Raw genomic sequence first — 25,591 nt, forward strand, 5'->3', positions numbered from 1 at the left:
TGTCAAAATATCGAATGCACGGGTTACGTCCGTTTGTGCACGCATTCGCCCTGGACCCAGACCTCGCGGATATTTTCCGGACGGCTCAAAAAGAGAATCTTGTGCAGCAGATCTTCTATGGAAATCTCCGCATCGAATATAGGCAATTTGGCATTAGGCGTGTTGACGTCGATCACTTGGACATCCCAGATGTAGTTTTCTTCCAAGCGTCCGATCGGCAGGCTCAAACTCTGTCCACCGCCGGCAGTCGCATAGTAAAATGCTTCGTTGGCGGAAATGCGTGATTTCGGTAAGCCGCGTTCCGCAGCCGGAAGTGCGGAATCAACACCTTCTTCCAGCATCCGCGCAGCGATGACCGCTTGTCTGATGTTGTCGTATAGACTCGGCGAGAAGCCGCCAGATATGTCAGTGCCCAAGCCGATGTCTATCCCTTTTTGAGTGAAACGTGCAGCCGGCAGGACGCCGTTCGAGAAAAAGACATTGGAGATCGGGCAATGCGCGATTGCGGTGCCGGTTTCGGCGAACAATCCGGCATCCTCATCCGATAGGAAGACGGCATGCGCCATGACCGCTTTGTCCTGCAGAAGACCCATCTCATGGAGCGCATATGCATCACTCTTATTCATCCGCTCATGGACAAAGTGATGCTCCCAATCGCTTTCGCTGCAATGCGATTGAATATGTGTATCATACTTTTTAGCTAACTCGCCGAGTCCCGCCAACGCTTCGTCCGTGCAGCTCGGAATGAATCGGGGCGTCACGACCGGATAGACACCTTGTTTGGTCGTCTTGTTCAATTCCAGGACCTGCTGGATGAAGCTTTCCGTATCCGCCAATGCGGCTTCGGTGCTTTCGTCCCGGTAATATTCTGGATTCTTTTCCTTGTCGTCCATGACCACTTTCCCGACAAAACCGCGTTGGCCTTTGTCGGCGCAGATCTGGGCCAACAGATAGCTTGCTTCCTTGTGGATGGTCGCGAAATAGAGCGCAGTCGTCGTACCGTTAGCCAACAAGGTCGTGACGAGATCCTGGTATACTTTGCGTGCGAAATCCAAGTCGGAGAATTTCGATTCCAGAGGGAAGGTATAGGTGTCTAGCCAATCCTGCAAAGGGATGTCCATGGCAGTGCCGGCTTGCGCCCATTGCGGAGCGTGGATATGAAGATCGATGAAGCCCGGCAGAAAATACTGTCCGTCAGAAAGCTCACGGAATGAGTCCCTTCCGCTGTAGGCAGCTAAGACCTTTGCATATTCAAGATCTTGCGGATGCAGAATGCGCCGGATCAAGCCCTCCGCATCCAGACAAAACAGACAATCCTCCAATGCGCGCACTTCCTGTGGCAACCTGCTCGTGAAAGCTGTCCCCCGAAACACTTTTTCAAATGAGTAATCCATGCTAATTCCCCCATGTCCTGTTTCCTTACCTCTATTATATCACTGCAGACGAAAGGGTGGCTCGCGCAAGCTTTGATATCTAAGCGAAGATTATTCAGGTATACTTAGAGTAAGAGAACCATCAGGAAGGAATGAACCAATTGTCCGCCAAAATTATGGAACCCGTAATGCCAAAAGATTTGCCTGAAAAAAATTTCACCGATTGTTTCGATCCGGATGAACCTTACCTAGAGCATGCCCTCTTCAAAGATACTGCCATTGACCTCGGCGACAGACGAGGAGTGGAGTTCACCGAAGTCAGATTCCAGAACGTGACTTTCAGCGAAGCGACAGTTCCGCAATTGTATTTGCGGGATGTCATCTTCGAAAGCTGCGATTTCGCCAATGTGCAGTTTGATGAAGTGACGATGAAACGCGTCCGCTTCGTGAATTGCCGGCTTATCGGTACCTCGATGACTGAAGGCGTCTTTGAAGATGTATTCTTCCGGGAATGCAACTTGCAGATGGCGGCTTTGGGATTCAGCAAGCAGAAGAATGTCCGTTATGAGAACTGCCGCTTGAATGAAGCCGATTTTTACACCTGCAAACTGAACAAAGTCGATTTTTCGGAGTGCGAGCTATCCGGCATCAATTTCACAGGAACAGCATTGAAGGCTATTGACATCAGCAGCTGCCGGTTCGAGCGCATCAGCGTCACGCTTGAGGACCTCAAGGGAGCAGTCGTCAGCGAGGAACAGGCATTAGACTTTGTTGTGATGCTTGGGTTAATCATCAAAAAGTAAAAAAATGCGAAAGACAGAATAAGGAGGAAGATATGGAGAAAAAAGTGTTGGCAAGTGAACTTGCTTTGGTGATGGGCGTGCTGTGTAATGCCATTGCCGTGTCGCTGATGATCAAAAGCGAATTAGGGGTGTCGACGATTTCCTCTGTACCGGTGGTTTTGAATGAAATGTTTGCGCACGTAACGATCGGCAGCTGGAACTTTCTCTTCCAAGTGGCCCTTGTGGTGGTGATGGCTCTGATTACGCGGAAGTTTTTGGGATATGTCTTTTCGATTGCATTGGCTTTGCTTTTCGGCTACTTGCTGGATTTCTTCGAATTGCTTTTTTCGGACATCGTTGCAAATATCCCGCTGCGGATCATCTTCTTTTTCACCGGATTTTTCATGTTGTCTGTGGGTATCAGCCTGATGCTGAATTGCCGTTTGCCGGCGCTTCCGTTCGACTTGTTCGTTCGTGAGATGGCCGAGCATTTCGGACTGACAGTCAAGCAGATGAAGACGGGATTCGATGTCGTTTGCGTCGGATTGAGCGTGGTATTTTCATTGCTGTTCCTGGAAGGAATCGCCGGAGTCGGGCTTGGGACCGTGTTCGCCATGCTCTTCACAGGCACGGTGACGCAACATTTCGTGAACCGATTGAACGACCGCTTCGTTTTCCGGAAAATGATGACAATCAAAGAGCGCGCGTAACGCAGTGGCCGCCTCCTAGCGAGGCGGCTTCTTTTGTCGTCAAAAGTCAGAATGTCGCCCACAAAGATGAATAAACGCAAAGAATCCATCTTTTTGATGCGGCATACGGCCAAAAAGATGAATAACTATAAAGAATTCATCTCTACGGCGCGAAATGTGATCAAAAACATGAATAAATGCAAAGAATCCATCTTTGTACCGCAGAATGCTGCTCCGCAACGCACTTGTCATAAAGCGAATGATATTCGTTTTCAAAAAAATGCTGTTCCACCAACGTGCTAAATGAAAACAAGTTTTTTTATGGAAAGGGCTTGCATCTTTTTCTTGGAAGTGCTAACATGTTGTTCATAGGATTGTTACTGGTTGTGCAGGCAAAACCTAAATTGATACGAGATGATGTGCACATCATTTGGTGTTAGTTTAGGTTTTTTTTAATGGAAGGGGGAATGGGGAGAAAAGATGAAAATCGGAAAAGTCTACAACAACAATGTGGTCTTGGCAGAGGCCGGAGACGCATCCGAAGTCATTGTGATGGGGAAAGGGATCGGATTCCAGAAAAGAACGGGAGACGCGATCGACAAATCGTTGATTGAGAAAACTTTCGTCATCCAAGAAAATGATTCAGCCGATCAATTAAAGGCCATTTATCAGGATTTACCGCAAGAAGAATCAGATGCCATTTTTAAGATCATTCAAGAGGCCGAGACACGGCTGGATCATACCTTCCAAGCAAACGTCTACCTGACGCTTGCCGATCACATCCATTACGCCATCCAGCGGACAAAGGAAGGGATCGACTTGACCAATCCTTTGGCCTTCGAAGTGAAGAAGTTCTATCGACGGGAATACGAGCTCGGCAAAATCGGGCTGGAACTCATCGCGGAGCATACAGGTGTCTTGATGGCACCTGATGAAGCGACATCCATCGCTCTTCATTTCGTGAATGCGCAGAAGGAAGGGCAATTGATCGAAGAGACGATGAAAGTGACTCGGATCGTTCAGGATATCCTGAACATCGTCCGCTTGCATTTCGGAGTCGCCTTCGATGAAGACTCGATTTCCTATAACCGGTTCTATACCCATCTGCAGTATTTCGCGCAACGGGTCGTCATGGGAGAAGTTTTCCAGACAGCTCCGGACACTTTCTTGTTGGAGCAAGTGAAGGGAAACTATCCGACTGCTTTTACTTGTGCCAATAAAATATCAACCTATGTCGGAGGGGCCCATCATTTCCAGGTCGGGACCGACGAAATTGTTTACCTCACGATCCATATCCATCGGGTTGTGCAGCAAAAGTGAATACCTAAGATGCTCTCAAGAGGATTGTTACTGGTAAAGCAGGCAAAACCTAAGTAGACAGCAGGGAAGAAATTCCCGTGCTCTCTATTTAGGTTTTTTTTATAAAAAAAACAGAAAAAGAGGGATACAACATGAAATATGAAGAATTAGCAAGAGACATTTTGACTCATGTCGGCGGCAAAGAAAACGTCCGCAGCTTGGCCCATTGCATTACGCGTTTGCGTTTCAAATTGGTTGATGAAAGCAAAGCGGACACGGAATACTTGAAAAAACGTGAAGGCATCGTCACCGTCATCCAAAGCGGCGGGCAGTACCAAGTCGTCATCGGCAATCACGTGCCGGACGTATACGCAGCAGTCAACGCAGTCGGGGGATTGAATGGCGGCGGCGAAGTGGAAGCTGAGGACGAAGGTCCAAAAGGCACTATTTTCAACCAATTCATCGATATGATTTCGAAGATTTTCCAACCGATTCTTGGACCTTTGGCAGCTACAGGGATGCTGAAAGGTGTGGCAGCACTTTTGGTGGCCGCGGGTATGTCAACTACTGATGGAGCCTATGTCCTGATTCAAGCGGCGGGCGACGGATTCTTCAACTTCTTGCCGATCTTCCTTGCTTATACAGCCAGCAAACATTTCAAAATGAACAGCTTCACAGCGATGGCAGTCGCTGCTGCAATGGTCTATCCGGGCATGGTCAATCCTGCTGGTGTGGATCCGTTGTACACTTTGTTCGCTGGCAGCATTTTTGAATCACCGATCTACATGACCTTCTTGGGCTTGCCAGTCATTATGATGAGCTATGCCTCATCTGTTGTTCCGATTCTGCTGGCCGTCTTTCTGGGTTCCAAAGTCGAAAATGTCTTGAAGAAAGTCATTCCGGATGTTGTGAAATTATTCATGGTGCCTTTCACGACTTTGTTGATCGTCGTTCCATTGACCATCTTGTTTGTCGGACCTATATCCACGTGGGCTGCAACGTTGCTCGGCGCGGGAGTATCATGGGTTTATAACTTGAGCCCAATCGTTGCAGGTGCTGTATTGGGTGGTGGCTGGCAAGTGTTCGTCATGTTCGGTTTGCATTGGGGCTTGGTGCCGATCGCAATCAATAACTTGGCGACTCAAGGCTATGACCAGTTGTTGGCTACTGTATTAGGCGTATCTTTCGCTCAGACCGGTGCAGTATTGGCTATTATGTTGAAAACGAAAGAAGCAAAAGTAAAACAATTGAGTATTCCGGCTTTCATATCCGGGTTGTTCGGAGTAACTGAGCCTGCCATCTACGGGATCACGTTGCCGATGAAACGTCCGTTCCAATTGAGCTGTATTGCAGGTGCCATCTCCGGTGTCGTGGCAGGTATTTTCAAATTAACGAGCTACCGTATGGGCGGCTTGGGTGTCTTCTCTTTCCCTAGCTACTTGGATGCAAATGGAACAATGAGCTTCAATTTTTGGGCTTCCCTCATCGTATGTGCAGTAGGACTTGCTGCAGGCTTCTTGCTTGTCTTCTTCTCAAAAATCCCGGTTCTTTACGGAGAAACTGAAACTGCAACACCTGCAACAAATTTAGCAACAACATTGAACACAAACTCCGTAGTTGTTGAAGCAATAAAAAAAGACTTGAGTGCAGCGGCTGAAAAAGATTTGGTCGCTAGCCCAATGATCGGCGAAATGGTTGTCTTGTCGGATGTTCCAGACGAAGCTTTTGCGACTGGTGCACTTGGTAAAGGGATTGCAATCCGTCCGACTGTCGGTGAAGTCTATGCTCCTGCAAATGCAACGGTGACGCTTTTATTCCCGACACAACATGCGATCGGTCTGACGACTGAAAACGGAACAGAAATCCTGATCCACGTAGGGATGGATACGGTCCAACTGAATGGAGAAGGTTTCACGAGTCATGTGCAACAAGGTGATAAAGTAATGGCCGGCCAATTGTTGTTGGAATTCGATATCGACTTTATCCAAAAAGCAGGCTATGAAATCATCACACCGATCATCGTCACAAACAGCAACGACTACTTGGATGTCATCACGACGAAAGAAGCAACCTTGACTGACGGCGACTATCTGCTGACGGTCATCGCATAAACAAAAATATTCGGGAAATCAATCTTTAATGCAAGCAATATTCCCGGATAAAAACCAGATATCCGGGAAAAAACCTAGACCGCAAGCCAAGTTCTCGAATAATAACCAGATATTCGGAAATTAGGTTTGTGGTCTCAGGCGCCCGAACCCATTTGGGATGAATTAGGATCATTCAGGGCTGTCACCTAAAGAGACAGACCCATAAATTAAAGATACAACAGAAGAACAGGAGCGATCACATGCAAACAGTATTTCCAAAAGGATTTTTATGGGGTGGCGCAACAGCCGCCAACCAATACGAAGGTGCTTATAATGTTGACGGGAAAGGATTGTCCGTTCAGGACGTAACCCCTCAAGGCGGCTTTGGACCGATTACCGATGGACCGACACCGGACAATATGAAATTGGAAGGGATCGACTTCTACCACCGTTATAAAGAAGATATCGCCTTGTTTGCGGAAATGGGCTTCAAAACCTACCGTACGTCCATCGCTTGGACGCGCATCTTCCCGAACGGCGACGAAACGGAACCGAACGAAGCAGGGCTGCAGTTCTACGATGATCTGTTCGACGAATTGGCGAAATACGGCATCGAGCCGCTGATCACACTGTCACATTACGAAACGCCGCTGCACTTGGCCCGCGAATACGACGGCTGGGTCAACCGCAAAATGATCGGCTTCTATGAGAACTACGTGCGCACGGTCTTCACGCGCTACAAAGACAAAGTCAAATACTGGTTGACGTTCAATGAAATCAACTCGATCATCCACGCGCCATTCATGAGCGGCGGGATTGCCACGGCTCCAGACAAGTTGTCTAAGTCTGATCTGTATCAAGCCGTGCACCATGAATTGGTCGCCAGTGCTTTGGCGACGAAAATCGGTCACGAAATCAATCCTGACTTCCAGATCGGCTGCATGGTGTTGGCGATGCCGACCTATCCGTTGACTGCACATCCCGACGATGTGATCGCTGCGATGGAAGCGGAACGCCAAAACTATTTCTTCTCCGATGTACATGTACGCGGCACTTACCCTGGTTACATGAAACGCTATTTCCGCGAAAACGGTATTGTGTTGGACATTACACCGGAAGACGAAGAAATCCTCAAGAACACCGTTGATTTCATCTCTTTCAGCTACTACATGAGCTCGACACAAACAGCAGACGAGTCCAAGAAAGTGAAAGGGGCAGGGAATATCCTCGGCGGGGTGATGAATCCTTATCTGGAGGCTTCCGAGTGGGGCTGGCAGATCGATCCCAAAGGCTTGCGCATCGTCTTGAACGACTTCTGGGATCGTTACCAAAAACCATTGTTCATCGTCGAAAACGGTTTGGGTGCAGTCGATCAGCTGGTGACCGGTGAGGATGGACAACCGACCGTCAACGATGATTATCGCATCAACTATTTGAACGATCACTTGGTGCAAGTTGCCGAAGCAATTGCGGACGGTGTCGAAGTGATGGGCTACACGACGTGGGGATGCATCGACTTGGTCAGCGCATCGACTGCAGAATTGAAAAAACGCTATGGCTTCATTTATGTCGACCGCCACGATGACGGATCCGGTACTTTGAACCGTTACAAGAAAAAATCATTCAACTGGTACAAAGAAGTCATCGCAACAAACGGCGCATCTTTGGTACAGAAATAGGAGGAATTGTCATGTCAGCAGGTAAAGGATTTCCGGAAGGTTTCTTCTGGGGCGGCGCTACAGCCGCCAATCAATTTGAAGGAGGTTGGGACGCTGATGGGAAAGGTCCATCGGTCATCGACCAACTGACCTGCTCGCGTGACTTCGCTGAGCGCTTCTCCGGAGTGGGCGATTATCACCCTTCACACATCGGTATCGATTTTTATAACCGCTACAAGGAAGATATCGCTTTGTTCGCAGAAATGGGCTTCCGGATGTTCCGGATGTCGATCGCTTGGACGCGGATTTTTCCGAATGGAGATGAACTGGAACCAAACGAAGCGGGCTTGGCCTTTTACGATGACGTCTTCGATGAATTGGCCAAATACGGCATCGAGCCATTGGTGACGATTTCCCATTTCGAAATGCCGCAATATCTGGTCGATCACTACGGCGGCTGGAAAAACCGTAAGCTGATCGGATTTTTTGAAAGATATGCGACTACCTTGTTCGAGCGCTATCAAGGGAAAGTCAATTATTGGCTGACCTTCAACGAAATCAACATGGCGACGTTCCTGCCGCAAATTTCAATCGGTTCGAAAGCCGAAGCGGGCGAAAACCAGGAAGAAATCATGTATCAAGCCTTGCATCACCAATTTGTCGCCAGCGCTTTGGCGACGAAGGCGGCACGGGCAATCGATCCCGACAACCGCATCGGCTGCATGATCGCCTATGCGCCGGTCTATCCGTTGTCGGCAAAACCGGAAGACGTTTGGTCAGCGCAACGAAAAGAAGAAGAAAAACTGTTCTTCTCAGATGTCCATGCCCGCGGGTATTATCCGCCGAGTAAATTGGCTTACTTCGCCACTAAAGGCATCAACGTTACGTTCGAACAAGGCGACGAGGAAATCTTGGCCGCACATACAGTCGATTTCATTTCCTTCAGCTATTATGCTTCCAGCGCAGCCAGCTTTGCGCAATCCGGCGTGCCGGGTGAAGGCAATGCTTTGATGGGCGAAAAGAACCCATACTTGGCGGAATCGGAATGGGGTTGGCAAGTCGATCCATTGGGGCTGCGCGTCGCTCTGAACACCTTCCATTCCCGTTACCAATTGCCGCTGATGGTGGTCGAAAACGGTTTGGGTGCTGTGGATGAAATCGTCGATGGCAAAATCCATGACGACTACCGCATTTCCTACCTCCGCGATCACGTCAAAGCGATGCGTGATGCGATTGTGCTGGACGGCGTGGATCTCGTCGCCTATACGTCTTGGGGCTGCATCGACCTGGTTTCGGCCGGGACGGGCGAGATGGCGAAACGCTACGGCTACATCTATGTGGACCGCAACAACGACGGTTCCGGCAGCTTGGATCGCCTGAAGAAGGATTCCTTCTACTGGTACCAAAAAGCCATCGCCAGCAATGGCGAAGATTTGGATTAAAACATTAAAAATCCCCTGTACCACGCAAGAGCGTGGTGGCAGGGGATTTTTTTATGCTGTCCAGCCGGGAGTTGTCCGATAACGCTTGTTTATCGGACAACTTTGTGTTGGTGCTGGCCGCGATTGTCCGATACTTTGGGGGAATCGGACAACCTGGTTCCAGTAAGGGGCGAACTTGTCTGATACCGGTAAGAAATCGGACAAGTTGGGCCACGATAAGGATAGAATTGTCCGATAAACCCGACTTATCCGATTTTCTTCAAAAAATACTCCAATACCGACAAGTCCTCCGTCAATTCCGGATGGAAAGCAGTAACCAAAATCTGGTCGTTTTCGGCCGCTACAATCTTTCCGTCGATGCTTGCGAGCACGCGGACTTCCTTTCCGACGGAGCGGATGTAAGGGGCGCGGATGAAGACGGCTTCCACCGGCTCTGCTATGCCTTCAAAAGGCAGCAGGGCTTCGAAACTATCGACTTGGCGCCCGAAGCCGTTCCGTTCGACTTCGATATCTATGAAGCCGAGCCGCAATTCTTCTGGAACATGATCGCTGTCCGTGCTGCAAAGAATCAGCCCGGCACAGGTTCCAAAAATCGCTTTGCCGGAAGCATATAACTGCCGCAACGGTTCCTCGAAATGCTGTTCGCGGATCAAACGGCCGATGGCAGTCGATTCGCCGCCTGGTATGATCAGTCCGTCCAAGCCATCCAGATCGGCGGGCAGCTTGACGGCAGATGCGGTGACTCCCAATTTAGTCAGTGCCTGCAGGTGCTCTGTGACGGCACCCTGTAAGGCCAATACGCCGATTTTTTTCGTCATGCTTACCAGCCTCTTTCTTGCATGCGTTCGGAGGCGTGGAGCGTGCTGATGTCGATCCCTTTCATCGGTTCGCCCAAGCCTTTGGACAGTTCGGCCAACAAGGCATAGTCTTCGTAATGGGTTGTCGCACGGACGATGGCGCGGGCGAATTTTTCGGGATTCTCGGCTTTGAAGATGCCGGATCCGACGAAGACGCCATCCGCGCCCAAGCTCATCATCAAGGCCGCGTCAGCCGGTGTTGCGACACCGCCGGCAGCGAAGTTTACGACAGGCAACTTCTCGAGTAGTTTGATTTCCTTGACCAATTCATAAGGAGCTCCGATTTCCTTTGCGAATGCCATCAGTTCATCGTCCGATTTCGTGATTAACTGGCGGATTTGGCCGTTGACTTTGCGCATATGACGGACGGCTTCCACGATATTGCCGGTCCCTGGCTCGCCCTTCGTACGCAGCATCGAAGCTCCTTCACCAATCCGGCGCAGCGCTTCACCCAGATCGCGGCAACCGCAGACGAAAGGAACAGTATAGTCGGATTTCAAAAGGTGGAATTCCTCATCGGCAGGGGTCAGCACTTCGCTCTCGTCGATGTAGTCGACGCCCATCGCTTCCAGGATGCGGGCTTCGGTGATGTGGCCGATTCGGGCTTTCGCCATGACGGGAATGCTCACCGCACTCATCACTGCCTCGACGATGCTGGGATCCGCCATTCGGGCAACCCCACCGGCTGCGCGGATGTCCGATGGCACGCGCTCCAAAGCCATGACGGCCACGGCACCAGCCGCTTCGGCGATCCGTGCCTGCTCCGCGTTCACGACATCCATGATGACGCCCCCTTTTTGCATTTGGGCCATCCCGCGTTTTACTTTTTCTGAACCGATGATTTTTGTTGTCATTAATAATCCTCCTTGGTTTAAATGATAAAATGATGAAAGAATGGTTAAATCATAATCCCTTTTTGCAGGAACGCCTACATCCAATTGGACTGTTTTCGAACCAACCAATTTGGTGTATAATGAGTTAAAACTAGGGAGAGTGAAGGAATGGCGGAGTGGAGACTGGATCAGGATAAGGGCATGCCGCTCTATCAACAGCTTATGCAGCTGATCGAAGAGAAAATCAAAGCCGGCGATTTGGTCCCCGGCCGAGCTTTACCGGCGGAACGCAAGTTGGCGGAGGAACTGAAGGTCAACCGGTCTACCGTCATCCGGGCACTGGAAGAGCTGACGACGCAGGGAATCCTCATCCGCAAAAGGGGCAGCGGGACATTCGTGAATCCGAATAAATGGGGGATGCAGACAAGGCCCACCATCAATTGGCGGACCTCCTTGACCCCGGATAATTTTTCGGTGGACACTCCTTATCAAAGGAACGTCAAGCAGCTATTGTTACAGCACAAGACGCGCGAAATTCTGGATTTGGGGAATGGGGATTTGCCGAAGGACCTCTTGCCGGAACTGAAGATCCCGGATATTTCGCTAGGGGAAATGTTGCACGGGGAAGCGACCTTTACCAAGGAAAACCGCGGCATCAAAGCAACAAGGGAAAGCGTCCAAAAACACCTGCAGACCGCGTACGGGATGACTGTCCCGCTGGAGGAAATCTTCATCACTTCGGGAACCCAGCAATCCTTATTTTTGATTACGCAAGGGCTGCTGAAACCGGGCGATGCGATCGGTATCGAAGCGCCTTCCTATTTTTATTCTTTGCGATTATTCCAGGCTGCCGGTCTGCGGATCATTCCGATTCCGATGGACGACGAGGGAATGACCGTTAAGGGTCTCCAAGAAGCTTCTTTGCAGTATCCTCTCAAGATGATTTTTCTGAATCCGATTTTCCAGAATCCGACAGGAACGGTCATGAGTCCTGAGCGGAAACAGGCCATACTTGATTATTGTTTGCTGAAGCGCATCCCGATCGTGGAGGATGATGCATACGGAAGCTTTGTTTTTGATGAATCCGTCGATAACCGTCCGTTGAAAAGCTTGGATAAAAGGCAACAAGTGCTGTATCTGGGTTCCTTGTCCAAATTTGCCGGCCAGCACATCCGGATCGGTTGGATGGTTGGACCAGCCGCCATTGTCCGGGAATTGGCCGACATCCGCGATCAGATCGACTCCGGCTTGAGTTTCTTGCCGCAGCTGTTGGCCGAACATTATTTGGCGAGCGAGATCACTGAACATCTTCCGATCATCGTTACGGCTTTGAAAGAACGCGCCGACAAATTGCAGACGTGGCTCAGAACCAAATATGGGCAAGAGATAAGTTTTGAACCGGCAAAAGGCGGCTACCATCTTTATTGTCATTTCGCCAATAAAACCGATGCCGAGATGGATGAGCTGCTGCAGGAATTGTTGGAAGAAAAAGTGATCGTGAAGGAAGGTATCCAGTTCGGCGACAAAAAAAATGCGGTCCGTTTCAGTTTCGGTCATTTTTTGGAGCGGGATGCAAAGATATGAGTCCGGAAGCAAATCTGTTGCGCAGTCTATTAAAAAAAATACGTTTACAAAACAAAAAACACATGATATATTATTCCACGTAAACGTTTACGAAATAGGGGATGCTTTGTGAGTACAATACTAGATGTTGCAGAAAAAGCAAAAGTTTCTATCGCTACAGTCTCCAGAGCCTTAAATAATCAGCCTGGATGTTCGGAAGAAACAAGAAAAAAAGTTATGAGAATAGCTCAAGAATTGGGTTATGAACCAAACGAAGTCGCCAGAAGCTTGATAAATAAAAAAACGAACACGATAGGTGTTATCATACCTGAGATTTCGAGCCTGTTGAGTTCAGAATTCATCAATGGAATTGATGCTATAGCCAAGCAAGAAAGTTCAAACTTAATTGTCACCTACACGAAATCGAATATTGTAAGCACAGAAGAGAATCTAAAGATGCTGCACGAGAAGCGAGTGGATGGCATTATATTCGTCAGTGAAATACTGCGAAAGGAATATTATGACTATATAAAAAGAAATAATATCCCTTGTGTATTGCTGTCTACGAAATCAGCTGAATATGCGAGTGTCCCATATGTAAAAGTTGATGATTATGATGCATCTTATGCAGCCACCAATTATTTGATCAAGATGGGGCATAAAAAAATTGGTTTAATAAGCGGAAGCTCTGCTGATCCAATTGCGGGGAATCCACGAATTGACGGTTACAAAAAAGCAATATCAGATAATCTTCACATGGAAGTTGAAGAAAAACAAATAGTATCAGGAAATGGGTTCGGATTCGATGATGGAAGAGATAACTTCATTCAATTAATGAAGCAATTTCCTGAATTGACAGCGATATTTTGTGCGAGCGATGAAATGGCTATCGGAGCGATTTCTGCTGCGTATAAATTAGGTATAAGCATACCGGAAGATGTCTCTATTATGGGCTATGATAATTTGAAAATATCTGAGATGTCAGTACCGCCGTTGACAACAACTGCTCAACCATTGGTGAAAATGGCAGAGAAGGCAACTGAAATATTATTCAAAATTATAAATAAGAAGGCTGACGATGTGCATTCGATTATCATGCCATATCAAATCATTGAAAGAGAAAGTGTAAAAAATATAAAGTAACAAATTTCCCGATTGACGTAAAAGTTTACCTGGAACGACACGGGAAATTTAGTTTTTGACCGTAACGTAAACGTTTACGTATAGAAGTGTGTTGTTTTTGTTTAGTATCAACGTAAACGTTTACGTTGCGAAGAAATGATGATGCGTGTGTGTATTGGATGACACGAATGTATTATCACCAATCCTATCAAAAAGGACGGGTCTATCCCGTTAAAATGAGAATAATAGAAGGAGAGTCAATAATATGATCAAAATTGGAATTATCGGTTGTGGAGGAATTGCAAACAACAAACATATGCCAGCTTTGGCTAAAGTGGAGGCTGCAGAAATGGTGGCGTTCTGTGACATTATCGAAGAACGTGCAAGCAAGGCGAGAGAGGCGTTTGGGACGGATGCTGCAAATGTCTATACGGACTATATGGAGCTTTTAAAAGATGATGAAATTGATGTCATTCATGTCTGCACACCAAATATTTCTCATGCTGAAATCTCAATTGCGGCAATGGAGTCCGGTAAACATGTGATGTGTGAAAAACCGATGGCTAAAACTTCGGAAGAAGCAGCAGCTATGATAGCCGCGATGAATCGGACCGGGAAAAAGCTGACGATCGGTTATCAAAATCGATTCAGAAAAGATTCTTCTTATTTGCATAAAATCTGTCAAAAGGGAGAATTGGGAGATATTTATAACGCTAAAGCGCATGCGATCAGGAGACGCGCGGTTCCTACCTGGGGCGTATTTCTCGATGAAGAAGCGCAAGGCGGCGGCCCGTTGATTGATATCGGAACGCACGCGCTTGATCTGACGTTGTGGATGATGAATAACTATAAACCAAAGTATGTTGTGGGGAATACCTATCATAAATTGGCGGGGACAGAAAATGCCGCAAATGCTTTCGGTCCTTGGAATCCAGCTGAATTTACCGTTGAGGATTCCGCTTTTGGCTTTATCGTAATGGAGAACGGAGCAACCATTTATCTGGAATCCAGTTGGGCCTTGAATTCCTTGGATGTAGGGGAGGCTCAAACGACTCTGCACGGGACTCAAGGCGGGGCTGATATGAAGGATGGCTTGCGCATCAACGGAGAATCTGATGGCATGATGTACGATAAAACAATGGTGTTGGAGCCTGGTGGAGTAGACTTCTACGACGGATCGGGAGATGATCCGGCCTATCTGGAAGCGAAGCAATGGATTGAGAGTATCCAAAACGATACAGAACCGGTTGTGTCACCTGAACAGGCATTAGTCGTGACCCAAATACTGGAAGCCATTTATCAATCTGCCAAGACCGGAGCGCCGGTATACATCAATCAACATAAAGAAGAGTTGGGGAAAATACTGGTCTGAAGAGGGGATAATCGAATGAAAGTAACGGTATGGAACGAGTATCGGCATGAAAAAACGGATGAGGCTGTAGCAAAAGTCTATCCCAAGGGAATACACGGGCGAATCGAAAGTTTCTTGAAGGAAGCAGGTTTGGATGTAAAGACAGCTACACTGGACGAACCGGAGCACGGCTTGACGGAAGCGGTCTTAGCAGAAACCGATGTGCTTGTCTGGTGGGGACACATTGCCCATAACGAAGTAGCGGATGAAATAGTCAACCGCGTCCATGATCATGTTTTAAAAGGAATGGGCCTGGTTGTTTTGCACTCGGCACATATGTCCAAAATTTTTATGAAATTGATGGGAACGAGTTGCGACCTGAAGTGGCGTGAAGCCGAAGAAAAGGAACGGATTTGGGTAGTGAATCCAAGCCATCCAATCGCTGAGGGGATCGGCGAATACATCGAACTCGAAAAAGAAGAGATGTACGGCGAGCACTTTGATGTGCCGACACCGGATGAATTGATTTTTGTCGGATGGTATGAAGGCGGAAATGTTTTCCGCAGCGGGATGACTTATAGACGCGGCAACGGGAAGATTTTTTATTTTCAGCCTGGTCATGAGACATACCCGACTTACTACAATAAAGATATCCAAAAAGTCATCATAAACGGAATCGATTGGTGTAGACCGTCAAAGCGGGCGTATCCTGCTTACGGAAACAGCCAAGCGTTGGAAGAAATAAAAAATGGGCAGCAACCCGTATAAAAAGAGGGTCAATGCTGACAAATCATGAAATGAAGAGAGCGAGGAATCGGTATGAAACTAGGTGTATTTACCCCCTTATTTGCAAATTTAAGTTTTGAAGACATGCTGGATAAAGTCCAGCGAGCAGGTTTGAACGCAGTGGAGATCGGAACCGGTGGGAATCCCGGGAACCATCACTGTCCCACAGATGAACTATTGGAAAGTGAAGAGAAGCGAGCAGCGTACTTGGATGAACTGAAAAAAAGGAACTTAACCATCAGTGCATTCAGCTGCCACAGCAACCCGATTTCACCAGATCCTGTAGAGGCAAAGGCGAGCGATGAAATACTAAGAAAAACCATCAGATTGGCTGCGTTGATGGGGGTACCAGTCGTCAATACTTTTTCCGGAACGGCAGGCGACAGTGAAGAGGCAACAGCACCGAATTGGCCGGTCATTCCGTGGCCGGAAGTCTACACCGATATTTATAAATGGCAATGGGAAAATAAGCTTATTCCTTACTGGAAAGAAATCGGAGAAATGGCCAGCGAATATGGCGTCAAGATTGGCATCGAATTGCACGGCGGTTTCCTATGCCACACACCGTATACGCTTTTGAAATTGCGCGAAAATACCTGTGATGCAATCGGCGTGAACCTCGATCCCAGCCATTTGTGGTGGCAAGGGATTGATCCGGTCGGCGCCATTAAGATTCTGGGTGAAGCCGGAGCGATCCATCATTTCCATGCGAAAGACACCTATCTCGATCAGGACAACATCAATATGTATGGTCTGTTGGATATGCAACCGTATGGAGATGTCAAAACGAGAGCATGGACGTTCCGATCGGTTGGCTGCGGTCACGATGTAAAAGTATGGTCAGATATGATGAGTGCGTTGCGGATGTATGGTTATGACTACGTGGTCAGCATTGAACATGAAGACCCTTTGATGTCCATCGATGAAGGATTGAACAGAGCTGTTACGAATCTGCAATCTGTATTGATTAAAGAGACCCCACACGCTATGTGGTGGGCGTAGAAAAGAGGATTAACGATGAAGAAATTAAAAGTCACGATCATTGGTTACGGGGGCATGGGCAGCTTTCACGCTAAGCTGATTCAGGCAAATCCGGAAGTAGAAGTGCATGGGATATTTGATATTTCAGAAAGTCGGCAACAGGCTGGCGAAGCAGATGGGTATAGCGCCTATGCTAGCCTGGAAGAAGCTTTGAATGATGCTTGTGCAGATACCATATTGATTGCAACGCCGAATGATGTGCACAAAGAGATCGCTGTCCAGGCGTTGGAGGCAGGAAAACATGTCATTTGTGAAAAGCCCGTGACACTGACCAGCGAAGAGCTGTCGGAAATAATGCATACCGCAGAGGAACAGGGCCGCGTATTTATGGTCCATCAAAATCGCCGTTGGGACAGTGATTTTCAGATGGTCAAGGATTTGTATGAGAAGCGAAAAATTGGAGAAATCTTTCATATCGAATCACGTGTTCAGGGAGCCAATGGGATACCGGGTGATTGGCGCCATCTGAAAGCGCATGGCGGCGGTATGCTCTTGGATTGGGGCGTTCATTTATTTGATCAGCTTTTGTATATGGTCGATAGTCCATTGGTGAAAGTTGCTGCAGATTTGAGTTATGTTTTGGGCGATGAGGTGGACGATGGCTTCATCAGCTATCTGACTTTCGAAAATGGCGTAACCGCCCTTGTAGAAGTCGGGACGACCAATTATATCAAACTCCCGCGTTGGTACATAAAAGGGACAAAAGGATCAGCGGTTATAGAAGATTGGGATCTAAAAGGCAAAATCGTGAAGCAAAGCGGACTTGAATTTGTGGTAGCACCCAAACCGATCAAAGCTGGCCAAGGACTGACCAAAACGATGGCTCCGCCTTCCGAAGAGTCGATTATAAAAGAAAAATTTGAAAAAGTGACAACCCAAATGGATCCGTTCTATACGAATTTCGCTAAAGTCGTCAGGGGCGAATCGGAACCTATCGTCAAAAATGAAGAAGTTTATCAATTGATGAAGATCATCGAATCCATTTTTAAGGCAGCAGAGACGGGACAAGTTGTTGACGTAAGGGAACACAGCTACAGCAAATGAAAACGTCCAGACCGTTCAATTTATATTTTATAAAATGTTAGCAATCAGGTTCTGCTAGTTGTTGGTTAAGGCATACTATTTTTTGTCTAATCATACTGGCAGGCCTGATTTTTCGGTATGTTTAATCAGGCATCATAGAAGGTGAAAAAGTTTTGATTTGGAGGCAATACGAGATGCAGAAAAAAGTATTGGGAATAGATTTGGGTGGAACTTCAGTGAAGTTGGCCATATTATCCAAAGAAGGGGACGTGCTCCAGAAATGGAGTATCCCGACAGACAACAGTGACGGCGGGGTTAAAATTGTGCCGGGAATTATCGAATCCATCAAACATCATTTGGACTTATACCGACTCACTTCTGAAGACTTTTTGGGCATAGGCATGGGTTCTCCTGGTGCAGTCAACAGAAGCGAAGGGACCGTTACGGGAGCATTTAACCTGAATTGGAGAGATGTGCAACCGGTAAGGGAGACAATGGAACAAGAAACGGGCATACCATTTATCATCGACAATGATGCCAATGTAGCTGCGCTGGGAGAAAAATGGCGTGGTGCGGGCGAGGACAATCAGGATGTCGTTTTTATCACCTTAGGGACAGGCGTCGGCGGAGGGATCATTGCTGAGGGCCAACTGATCCACGGAACAGCCGGCTCGGGCGGAGAAATCGGGCATATGACGGTTGATCCTGATGGTTTTGACTGCACTTGCGGGAAAAGGGGCTGTTTGGAGACCGTTGCCAGCGCTACCGGGGTCGTCAAGCTAGCGCGCAAACATGCAGAGGAATATGCCGGAGATTCAACCTTAAAAAATCTGATCGACGATGGCCAGGAAATCACTTCAAAAATGATTTTCGATTTCGCTAAAGATGACGATGGATTAGCGGTTATCGTTGTGGATCGCTTTGCCTATTTTTTAGGTCTGGCATGCAGCCATATCGGTAATCTGTTGAATCCGGCTTCCATCATCATCGGTGGCGGCGTTTCTGCTGCAGGGATATTTTTGCTTGAAAAAGTCAATAAATACTATTTGGGATTTGCTTTTCCGAATGTACAGCAATCAACAAAATTGAAGCTTGCAGAATTGGGGAACGATGCTGGCGTTATCGGGGCCTGTTATTTAGCAGTGGCTCATGCGAGTAAGTATCAATAACTTGCTTTATTTTCAGATTAGAAATGCCATTTTAATGGAAAAGAGTGGCTCCAAATCATTCGAACTGATTTGGAGCCACTCTTATTTGTGTTGTTACTGGTGGCCATCCCATTCGGAATGGAAGTCCTTGAGGAACTGTTCCATCCGAGTGTGGCGGGCGACCGCCTTTTGTTTGCCGGCTTCCGTGTGCATGCCGTCCTTCAGCAGGAGCAGTTTTTCGTGGAAGTGGCCAATCGTATCGCTGTCCGGATCCTCACTGTGCTCGGGATCATAGAGAGGCCGGTCTTTATGCCCGCCATATGCAAAAGCGCGTGCGATGCCGATTGCGCCGATCGCATCCAGGCGATCAGCATCCTGCACGATCCGGCCTTCGATCGTTTCCAGCACGTGCTTGTTTTTCCCTTGCTTGAAGGAAAGGTTGTTCACGATGTAGATGACCTGCTCGATGACGGAGTCGCTCAGCTCGAAAGGTGTGAGGATGTCGGTGATGATAGCTTCGCGGTCGGCGTCAGTATAGCCGAATTTATGGTCGGCGACGTCATGGAGAAGTGCCGCCAAGCCGATGATGAGCCGATCGCCTTTTCCCTCCGCTGCAGCGATGTCCATGGACGTGTTGTAGACCCGCAACGTATGCCACCAATCATGCCCCGTTGCTTCGTTCCTCAGCTTGTCAGCGACGATGTGTTTCACATCTTCGATAATGATTTCATTGCGCATCTTGAAGCACCGTTGCCATAAATCTAACTAAATCTAGTTTATGTTTGCTTCCCTGTTCTTCGTGCCCGATTTGGTCCTGACGGACTACTTTCGTTTGTTGCAGCACTCCGAGGGCGTAAATTCCGACGCAACGAATCGTACATATCCGAGTTACCCTTAGACTGCTTGGTAATCCCTCAGATTGTAGCTTGCGTTCAGATCCCTATCGCAATGGTGACCGCACGCGCAGTGGCAAACCCTGTCACTGCGTTTCAGGTCCTTTTTGAGCGTTCCACAATTGTTGCACAACTTGGAGCTCGGGAACCATTGGTCCGCTTCCACAAATTCAATGCCATTCAGTTCGCATTTGTATTGCAGGCATTGCTTGAAGAAATAGAGTTTCTGATTTGCGACCGCCTTTGCCATATGCTTATCCTTCATCATACTGCTGATGTTCAACGTTTCCATCACAATGCGGGAGGGTTTGGTTTTCACGATCTCCGCCGTTGCTTGATGGACATGATTGGTTCGGATGTTGGCTAAGCGTCTGTGTTGCTTTCGGATTTCACCTTCTAGTTTTAGGAGATGTTTAGATTTAGGCGTTCCTTTCTTGTATTTTCTGCTTGCACGCCGCTGTAATCTCTTGAGGCGTTTCTCCGCTTTCCTCACGGAGGCTGTTTTGTTGATGTTGTTGTAGAAAACACCATCGGAGGTGACAGCCAACTCCTTGATGCCTACATCCACCCCTACAACCCGATCGTCCAATTCGACGATTTTCGGGGTCACCTCGACGCCGACCGTCAGATACCAATATTTGCCGTCGAACTTGATGCGCGGGTTGTAGTATTTGCAATCCACGGGCAACGGTTCGTTGGTTTTCACCCAACCGATTTTTTCCAACAGGATGCGGTTGCCTTTCACTTTCAGCTTGATGCAGTCATTGTAGAAACTCGGTGTGGAGCGGCGTTTGGTCTTGAATCGGGGATGCTGGGCTTGCCCTTTGAAGAAGACTTTATAGGCTTTGCAGGCATCCTTGACCGCCTGTTTGACGACATTATTGGAAACCTCGTTCAACCAAGCGTATTTTTTTCGCTTCTTCATCTTAGTGATATGCTTGCGCAACTCATTGTCGCTGATGAACGTCCCGCCGAAGCGATGGTTCATCTCTTGCATCCGGATCGTGTAGTTGTACGCCCAGCGGGCAACGCCAGCTGCTTGGTAGAGTTTGGAAGTTTCGTCTGTCACAATCAAACGGATCTTCTTAGTCAGCATCATCTTGGATCAGCTCCTGAATTATCTTTCTGGCTTTGTTTGCGCGTTTGCCTTGCAGACTGCCACTGAATACGGTGACAATCTGAACGAGGTCTTCGACAAGTTCCTGTTCTTCGGTTTTTTCAGTATGGTCGATGATTTCTATCATGGTGCCATACTTTCTGCAGAGGTTCTCGATCAGTTCAAAACCAAAACGAACCAGACGGTCCTTGTGTAGGATGACAATTTTGTCTACCTGATTGTCGGTGATCCTGTCGAGGAGTTCGTTCAACCCTTTGTTGTTGTAGTTGATGCCGCTGCCGATGTCGGTTACGATTTCGAATTGGTAGCCGTTAGCCAGCATATAGGTTCTTACGTCTTCTTTCTGTCGCCGCAGGTCGTCCTTTTGCTTGGGTGAACTCACCCGGCAATAGCCGATGGTCACCTTACTTTGACCTGTAGTCATAGTCTTGCCCAAAATTTTGTTCAGCTGTTCGTCCGAGTAATACCGGGTTCCGCCGTCGGACACGAACGCAGGCTTGAATTTGTCCTCTCTATCCCAGCGCCTCAACGTCGATGTGGATATCCCAGTTGCTTTGGAGAATTTTCCGATTGCATACATTAGCCACATTCCTTTCTATACGGCAAGTATAGCAACAAATGTGGCTAAAATCAAAAATTTAACGAGATTTAGATAAATTTATTTTGGCTGTTAAAACCCCCTTTCCTGATTCTGTTAATCTTCCTGCAGCTTGGAAATGAGCAGTTTCCGGAATTTGTGCCGATCCGCATCCGTGAATGGTTTCGGGCCTTTTGTGCGTTTGCCGCTTTTGCGGACCATGGCGCTCATGTAGCGGTCTTCAAGCAGCCGTTCCATATTGCTGTTATCGTAGGCGAAACCCTTGTGATGAAGAACGGTAAGTCCCTTCGGCAAAGCGAGTGAGGCCAAACCGTAGTCCTGCGTGACCAGCAGATCGCCTCTTTTTGCTAGCTGGATGATCTTGAAATCGGCCGCATCGGCACCGGAATCGACGTAGACCGTCTTCACTCCGGAGGGGTGGGGGGCGTTGGAGTAGTGGGCAAAGCTGGTGACGATCGTGACCGGTATGTCGCGTTTGATGGCTTCTTCGATGATGATGTCTTTTACGGGGCAAGCATCCCCGTCGATCAGTATATTCATATGGCGCCTCGATTCTGTTTCTTTCTGTCTTTATTCTACCAAAAATTGGCAAAAAAATCCTTGTTGGTTCAGGTGTCTCAAGCGAATCTCTGTGATTTGTTTTTGGTGTCGGCTGTTCGCAGCCAGCCGAACGCGGAACAGTCGAGAGAAATACAATCTGTCGGCTGTTTGCAGCCAGCCGAACACGGAATAGTCGAGAGAAATGCAATCTGTCGGCTGTTCGCAGACAGACGAATGCGGAACAGCCGAGAGGAATCTAATCTGTCGGCTGTTTGCAGACAGACGAATACGGAACAGCCGACAAGGCAGCCAGTACGCGCAAAAAAGCCGACGGTCCGGAAACATTCCGGACCGTCGGCTAGGCGTTTAAACATATCTGAATCAGTTCAAGCCCAGGATGGACTCGACGCTCTTCTGCATTTCGTCGGAAGCGACAACGGTGTTGTGGCGAACTTCCGCATGCAATAATTCTTCGATTGCCGCAGGGAAGGCGACGCCGCTCAATTCTTTCAGGCGGTCCAACATTTCTTCCATGGAATCATCCGAAAACTCAGGGTCGATGGCAGTCAGGACGGCTTGCGGGAATTTATACGGGCTGGCAGTCGATGCGATGATGATCGGTGTGTGATCATCGGTTTCGGCTACATAAGTGTTTGCGACATGCGCCGCCACAGCTGTATGCGGGTCGATGACATAGCCATCAGCATGATAAAGTGCAGCAATCTGTGCCGCCACTTCTTCTTCAGTCGCGTAGTCCGCATAGAAATCTTTCGCTTTTTCTTTCATTGCTTCCGTCACTTCGTAGCGACCGATTTCCTTCAATTGATCCATGAAAGTTTGGACTGCTTCCGTACTTTCGTCGGCCATCAGGTACAACAGACGCTCCAAGTTGCTGGAGACCAGGATATCCATGGATGGGGAAGTCGTCAAAATGAAGTCGCGGTTGCGATCATATGCGCCGGTATCGAAGAAATCGACCAAGACTTTGTTCTCGTTTGAAGCGATGATCAGTTTTTGGATCGGCAAGCCCATTTGCTTAGCGAAGTAGGCAGCCAAGATGTTCCCGAAGTTGCCGGTAGGAACTACGACGTTCATCGGCTCTCCGGCAGCGATGGCACCTTGTTTCACCATTTGGCCGTAAGCGTAGACGTAATAGACCACTTGCGGAATCAGACGGCCGATGTTGATGGAGTTCGCAGAAGAGAATTGGAATCCTGCTGCGTCCAAACGTGCCGCCAAGTCTGCGTTTCCGAACATGTTTTTGACGTTCGTCTGTGCGTCATCGAAGTTTCCGTCGATGGCCACAACAGAGGTGTTGTCGCCTTTTTGTGTCACCATCTGTTTTTCCTGGATGGCGCTGACGCCGTTCTTAGGATAGAACACGATGATGCGTGTGTTCGGCACATCAGCGAATCCGTCAAGCGCCGCTTTTCCGGTGTCACCAGAAGTCGCCGTCAGGATCACGATTTCTTTCGTGCTGCCGTTCTTTTTGGCGGAAGTCGTCATCAAGTAAGGCAGGATCGAAAGGGCCATGTCTTTGAAGGCGATGGTCGGTCCGTGGAACAATTCCAGATAGTGGTTTCCGCCGGCTTTCACTAACGGAACGATGCTGGAGTCATCAAATTTGTCGTCGTAGGCTGCATTGACGCAATGTTTCAATTCTTCCTCAGTGAAGTCGTCGAAGAATTTCTTCATCACATCGTAAGCTAATTCTTGATAAGTCATGTCGGGCAGGCGATCCAATGCGATGTCCAAAGCCGGAATGTGATCGGGCACGTACAATCCGCCGTCTGGCGCTATCCCTTGTAATATTGCTTGTGAAGCCGTCAGTGTTTTTTCTGCATTTCGTGTGCTATGATAGGTCGTCACGGATTCAGTCTCCTCTACATTATTCTCATTTTTAAATTAAAAATTTCTCATAAAGAGTATGCCACATTTTTGTTGAAAACTCAATAACATATCGAAATGCGCGTTTTTCTGACGCTCTTTTTTATGAAAAAACTCCCCTGTCAAAATCAAATGACGGGGAGTGATTGTGTGCGGTCAAAAACAGTTCAAGGGCGCTCAACGATCATGGCGATGCCCATTCCGCCACCGATGCAAAGGGAGGCGAGTCCGAGCTTCGTATCAGTCCGTTCCAACGCATGCAGCAGAGTCACCAGAATGCGAGATCCGGATGCGCCGATAGGATGTCCCAAGGCGATGGCGCCTCCGCTAATATTGATTTTTTCCTCAGGCAAGCCCAAATCCCTGATTACGGCGATGCTCTGGGATGCGAACGCTTCGTTCAATTCGAAAAGGTCGATGTCATCTGCAAGCAATCCGGTTTTGGACAATACTTGCTTGATGGCATAGTAAGGCGCGTATCCCATGATGGCAGGATCGATCCCTGTTTCGGCATAACCTTTGATTGTGGCCAGATAAGGGACGCCTTTCGCTTCGGCCTCCGACTTCGACATCAGCACCAAGGCTGCCGCTCCGTCATTGATTCCGGATGCGTTGCCGGCAGTCACCGTGCCGTTCTTTTGGAAGGCCGGCCTTAATTTGCCCAAGCTTTCGATAGTAGCGTCTTTGCGGATGTATTCATCCTCGGCTACGACCTTCTGCTGGTTCTTGCGGTCTATGAGGATGATAGGCGCAATCTCTTGATTGAAGTAGCCGGCTTCTTGAGCAGCGGCCGCTTTTTGTTGCGAATGCAGCGCGAAAGCGTCCTGCTCTTCACGGCTCACTTGGAATCTTTCTGCCACCGTTTCGGCCGTGATGCCCATATGCTGCTGATCAAAGGCATCCGTCAGGCCGTCGTGCACGAGGCTGTCGATGGTGTTGATGTCGCCGAGTTTGCTGCCCCAACGTTGGTTCGGTAAGAGATAAGGGGCCTGCGACATGCTTTCGGTTCCTCCGACGACCACTGTTCTGGCATCGCCGAGACGGATAGCTTGGCTCGCCAGGATGATTGCTTTCAATCCGGAGCCGCAGACTTCGTTTATCGTCATGGCTGTTTTTTCATAGGGGATCCCGGCAGCAACAGCGATTTGCCGTGCCGTGTTCTGGCCGATGCCTGCCTGCAGGACGTTCCCGAAAATGACGGAATCCACTTCATCGGGGGATAAGCCGGCGCGATTCAACGCAGCTTCTGTGGCCGTTTTCCCCAGCTCCACTGCGTTACAATTTTTGAGGCTGCCTCCGAATGAACCGATGGGGGTTCTGGCAGCACTGACAATTACGACTTCTTCCATTGAATGTCTCCTTTTTGCGTTCATTGATGTGGAAAGCTGTTCCTCCACACGGTGTATCTCTTATTTTACGATAATCAGTGCACTTTAGCATATAAGAATTAGTAAAGAATTACAAACAGAACGCAATTTTTAAATATCAGATTTCTAAGA

23 protein-coding genes are annotated in these 25,591 nt (G+C 48.3%); 13 read left to right on the forward strand and 10 right to left on the reverse strand.

Annotated elements, in window-relative coordinates; genetic code table 11:
• Positions 1-23: 23 nt before the first annotated feature.
• Positions 24-1,394 (reverse strand): guanine deaminase, encoded by a 1,371-nt coding sequence (gene guaD, locus BMZ71_RS07655; protein WP_086989372.1) that lies wholly within the window; start codon positions 1,392-1,394, stop codon positions 24-26.
• Positions 1,395-1,525: 131 nt separating this feature from the next.
• Between guaD and BMZ71_RS07660 the strand changes: the two genes are divergently transcribed.
• Positions 1,526-2,176: a pentapeptide repeat-containing protein gene (locus tag BMZ71_RS07660; RefSeq protein ID WP_086989373.1), complete on the forward strand. Its 651-nt coding sequence runs from the start codon at positions 1,526-1,528 to the stop codon at positions 2,174-2,176.
• Between the two features lie 32 nt (positions 2,177-2,208).
• Positions 2,209-2,865, forward strand: coding sequence for a YczE/YyaS/YitT family protein (locus tag BMZ71_RS07665; RefSeq protein ID WP_086989374.1), 657 nt, complete (start codon positions 2,209-2,211; stop codon positions 2,863-2,865).
• 39 nt (positions 2,866-2,904) lie between these two features.
• Here BMZ71_RS07665 and BMZ71_RS14850 read toward each other — a convergent pair whose 3' ends face one another.
• Positions 2,905-3,120, reverse strand: coding sequence for a hypothetical protein (locus tag BMZ71_RS14850; protein ID WP_177187540.1), 216 nt, complete (start codon positions 3,118-3,120; stop codon positions 2,905-2,907).
• A gap of 204 nt (positions 3,121-3,324) precedes the next feature.
• On the opposite strand from BMZ71_RS14850, the gene licT reads away from it, so the two are divergent.
• From licT to BMZ71_RS07690, 4 genes are all read left to right on the forward strand, one after another.
• Positions 3,325-4,164, forward strand: a complete 840-nt coding sequence (gene licT / locus BMZ71_RS07675) for a BglG family transcription antiterminator LicT (protein WP_086989376.1) — start codon at positions 3,325-3,327, stop codon at positions 4,162-4,164.
• Between the two features lie 131 nt (positions 4,165-4,295).
• Positions 4,296-6,254: a beta-glucoside-specific PTS transporter subunit IIABC gene (locus BMZ71_RS07680; RefSeq protein ID WP_086989377.1), complete on the forward strand. Its 1,959-nt coding sequence runs from the start codon at positions 4,296-4,298 to the stop codon at positions 6,252-6,254.
• A gap of 239 nt (positions 6,255-6,493) precedes the next feature.
• On the forward strand, positions 6,494-7,912 hold the full coding sequence (locus BMZ71_RS07685; protein WP_068558760.1) for a glycoside hydrolase family 1 protein: 1,419 nt from the start codon (positions 6,494-6,496) through the stop codon (positions 7,910-7,912).
• A gap of 11 nt (positions 7,913-7,923) precedes the next feature.
• Positions 7,924-9,333 (forward strand): 6-phospho-beta-glucosidase, encoded by a 1,410-nt coding sequence (locus tag BMZ71_RS07690; RefSeq protein ID WP_086989378.1) that lies wholly within the window; start codon positions 7,924-7,926, stop codon positions 9,331-9,333.
• A 245-nt stretch (positions 9,334-9,578) separates the two neighbouring features.
• On the opposite strand, the gene pdxT is transcribed toward BMZ71_RS07690, so the two are convergent.
• Positions 9,579-10,151 carry a pyridoxal 5'-phosphate synthase glutaminase subunit PdxT gene (gene pdxT / locus BMZ71_RS07695; RefSeq protein ID WP_086989379.1) on the reverse strand — a complete coding sequence of 191 codons (573 nt, stop codon included), beginning with the start codon at positions 10,149-10,151 and terminating at the stop codon, positions 9,579-9,581.
• A gap of 2 nt (positions 10,152-10,153) precedes the next feature.
• Positions 10,154-11,044: a pyridoxal 5'-phosphate synthase lyase subunit PdxS gene (pdxS, locus tag BMZ71_RS07700; protein ID WP_086989380.1), complete on the reverse strand. Its 891-nt coding sequence runs from the start codon at positions 11,042-11,044 to the stop codon at positions 10,154-10,156.
• Positions 11,045-11,191: 147 nt separating this feature from the next.
• Here pdxS and BMZ71_RS07705 point away from each other — a divergent pair, with 147 nt between their 5' ends.
• The 7 genes from BMZ71_RS07705 to BMZ71_RS07735 all read left to right on the forward strand — a co-directional run bounded on the left by BMZ71_RS07705 (position 11,192) and on the right by BMZ71_RS07735 (position 19,078).
• A complete protein-coding gene (locus BMZ71_RS07705; RefSeq protein ID WP_086989381.1) occupies positions 11,192-12,607 on the forward strand; it encodes an aminotransferase-like domain-containing protein in 1,416 nt (471 codons plus the stop codon).
• A gap of 108 nt (positions 12,608-12,715) precedes the next feature.
• Positions 12,716-13,729 (forward strand): LacI family DNA-binding transcriptional regulator, encoded by a 1,014-nt coding sequence (locus BMZ71_RS07710; protein WP_086989382.1) that lies wholly within the window; start codon positions 12,716-12,718, stop codon positions 13,727-13,729.
• A gap of 244 nt (positions 13,730-13,973) precedes the next feature.
• Positions 13,974-15,080, forward strand: a complete 1,107-nt coding sequence (locus tag BMZ71_RS07715) for a Gfo/Idh/MocA family protein (RefSeq protein WP_086989383.1) — start codon at positions 13,974-13,976, stop codon at positions 15,078-15,080.
• 15 nt (positions 15,081-15,095) lie between these two features.
• Entirely contained in the window at positions 15,096-15,827 is a 732-nt protein-coding gene (locus BMZ71_RS07720) for a ThuA domain-containing protein (protein ID WP_086989384.1), read from the forward strand.
• Positions 15,828-15,878: 51 nt separating this feature from the next.
• On the forward strand, positions 15,879-16,847 hold the full coding sequence (locus BMZ71_RS07725; protein ID WP_086989385.1) for a sugar phosphate isomerase/epimerase family protein: 969 nt from the start codon (positions 15,879-15,881) through the stop codon (positions 16,845-16,847).
• 15 nt (positions 16,848-16,862) lie between these two features.
• Positions 16,863-17,930, forward strand: coding sequence for a Gfo/Idh/MocA family protein (locus tag BMZ71_RS07730; RefSeq protein ID WP_086989386.1), 1,068 nt, complete (start codon positions 16,863-16,865; stop codon positions 17,928-17,930).
• Positions 17,931-18,103: 173 nt separating this feature from the next.
• Positions 18,104-19,078 (forward strand): ROK family glucokinase, encoded by a 975-nt coding sequence (locus tag BMZ71_RS07735; RefSeq protein ID WP_086989387.1) that lies wholly within the window; start codon positions 18,104-18,106, stop codon positions 19,076-19,078.
• 93 nt (positions 19,079-19,171) lie between these two features.
• On the opposite strand, the gene BMZ71_RS07740 is transcribed toward BMZ71_RS07735, so the two are convergent.
• From BMZ71_RS07740 to BMZ71_RS07765, 6 genes are all read right to left on the reverse strand, one after another.
• A complete protein-coding gene (locus BMZ71_RS07740; protein ID WP_068558736.1) occupies positions 19,172-19,795 on the reverse strand; it encodes an HD domain-containing protein in 624 nt (207 codons plus the stop codon).
• A 156-nt stretch (positions 19,796-19,951) separates the two neighbouring features.
• Positions 19,952-21,049, reverse strand: a complete 1,098-nt coding sequence (locus tag BMZ71_RS07745; RefSeq protein ID WP_086989388.1) for an RNA-guided endonuclease InsQ/TnpB family protein — start codon at positions 21,047-21,049, stop codon at positions 19,952-19,954.
• On the reverse strand, positions 21,036-21,647 hold the full coding sequence (locus BMZ71_RS07750; RefSeq protein ID WP_086989389.1) for an IS607 family transposase: 612 nt from the start codon (positions 21,645-21,647) through the stop codon (positions 21,036-21,038). Before BMZ71_RS07750 ends, BMZ71_RS07745 begins: the two co-directional genes overlap by 14 nt.
• A 114-nt stretch (positions 21,648-21,761) precedes the next feature.
• On the reverse strand, positions 21,762-22,205 hold the full coding sequence (locus BMZ71_RS07755; protein WP_086989390.1) for a YaiI/YqxD family protein: 444 nt from the start codon (positions 22,203-22,205) through the stop codon (positions 21,762-21,764).
• A gap of 381 nt (positions 22,206-22,586) precedes the next feature.
• On the reverse strand, positions 22,587-24,074 hold the full coding sequence (gene thrC / locus BMZ71_RS07760; RefSeq protein ID WP_086989391.1) for a threonine synthase: 1,488 nt from the start codon (positions 24,072-24,074) through the stop codon (positions 22,587-22,589).
• Positions 24,075-24,259: 185 nt separating this feature from the next.
• The gene (locus BMZ71_RS07765) at positions 24,260-25,441 is read right to left on the reverse strand and encodes an acetyl-CoA C-acetyltransferase (protein ID WP_086989392.1); all 1,182 of its coding nucleotides are present in this window, start codon (positions 25,439-25,441) and stop codon (positions 24,260-24,262) included.
• Positions 25,442-25,591 lie beyond the last annotated feature (150 nt).

It is taken from the genome of Trichococcus flocculiformis, from assembly GCF_900113645.1.
Lineage (GTDB): Bacteria > Bacillota > Bacilli > Lactobacillales > Aerococcaceae > Trichococcus > Trichococcus flocculiformis.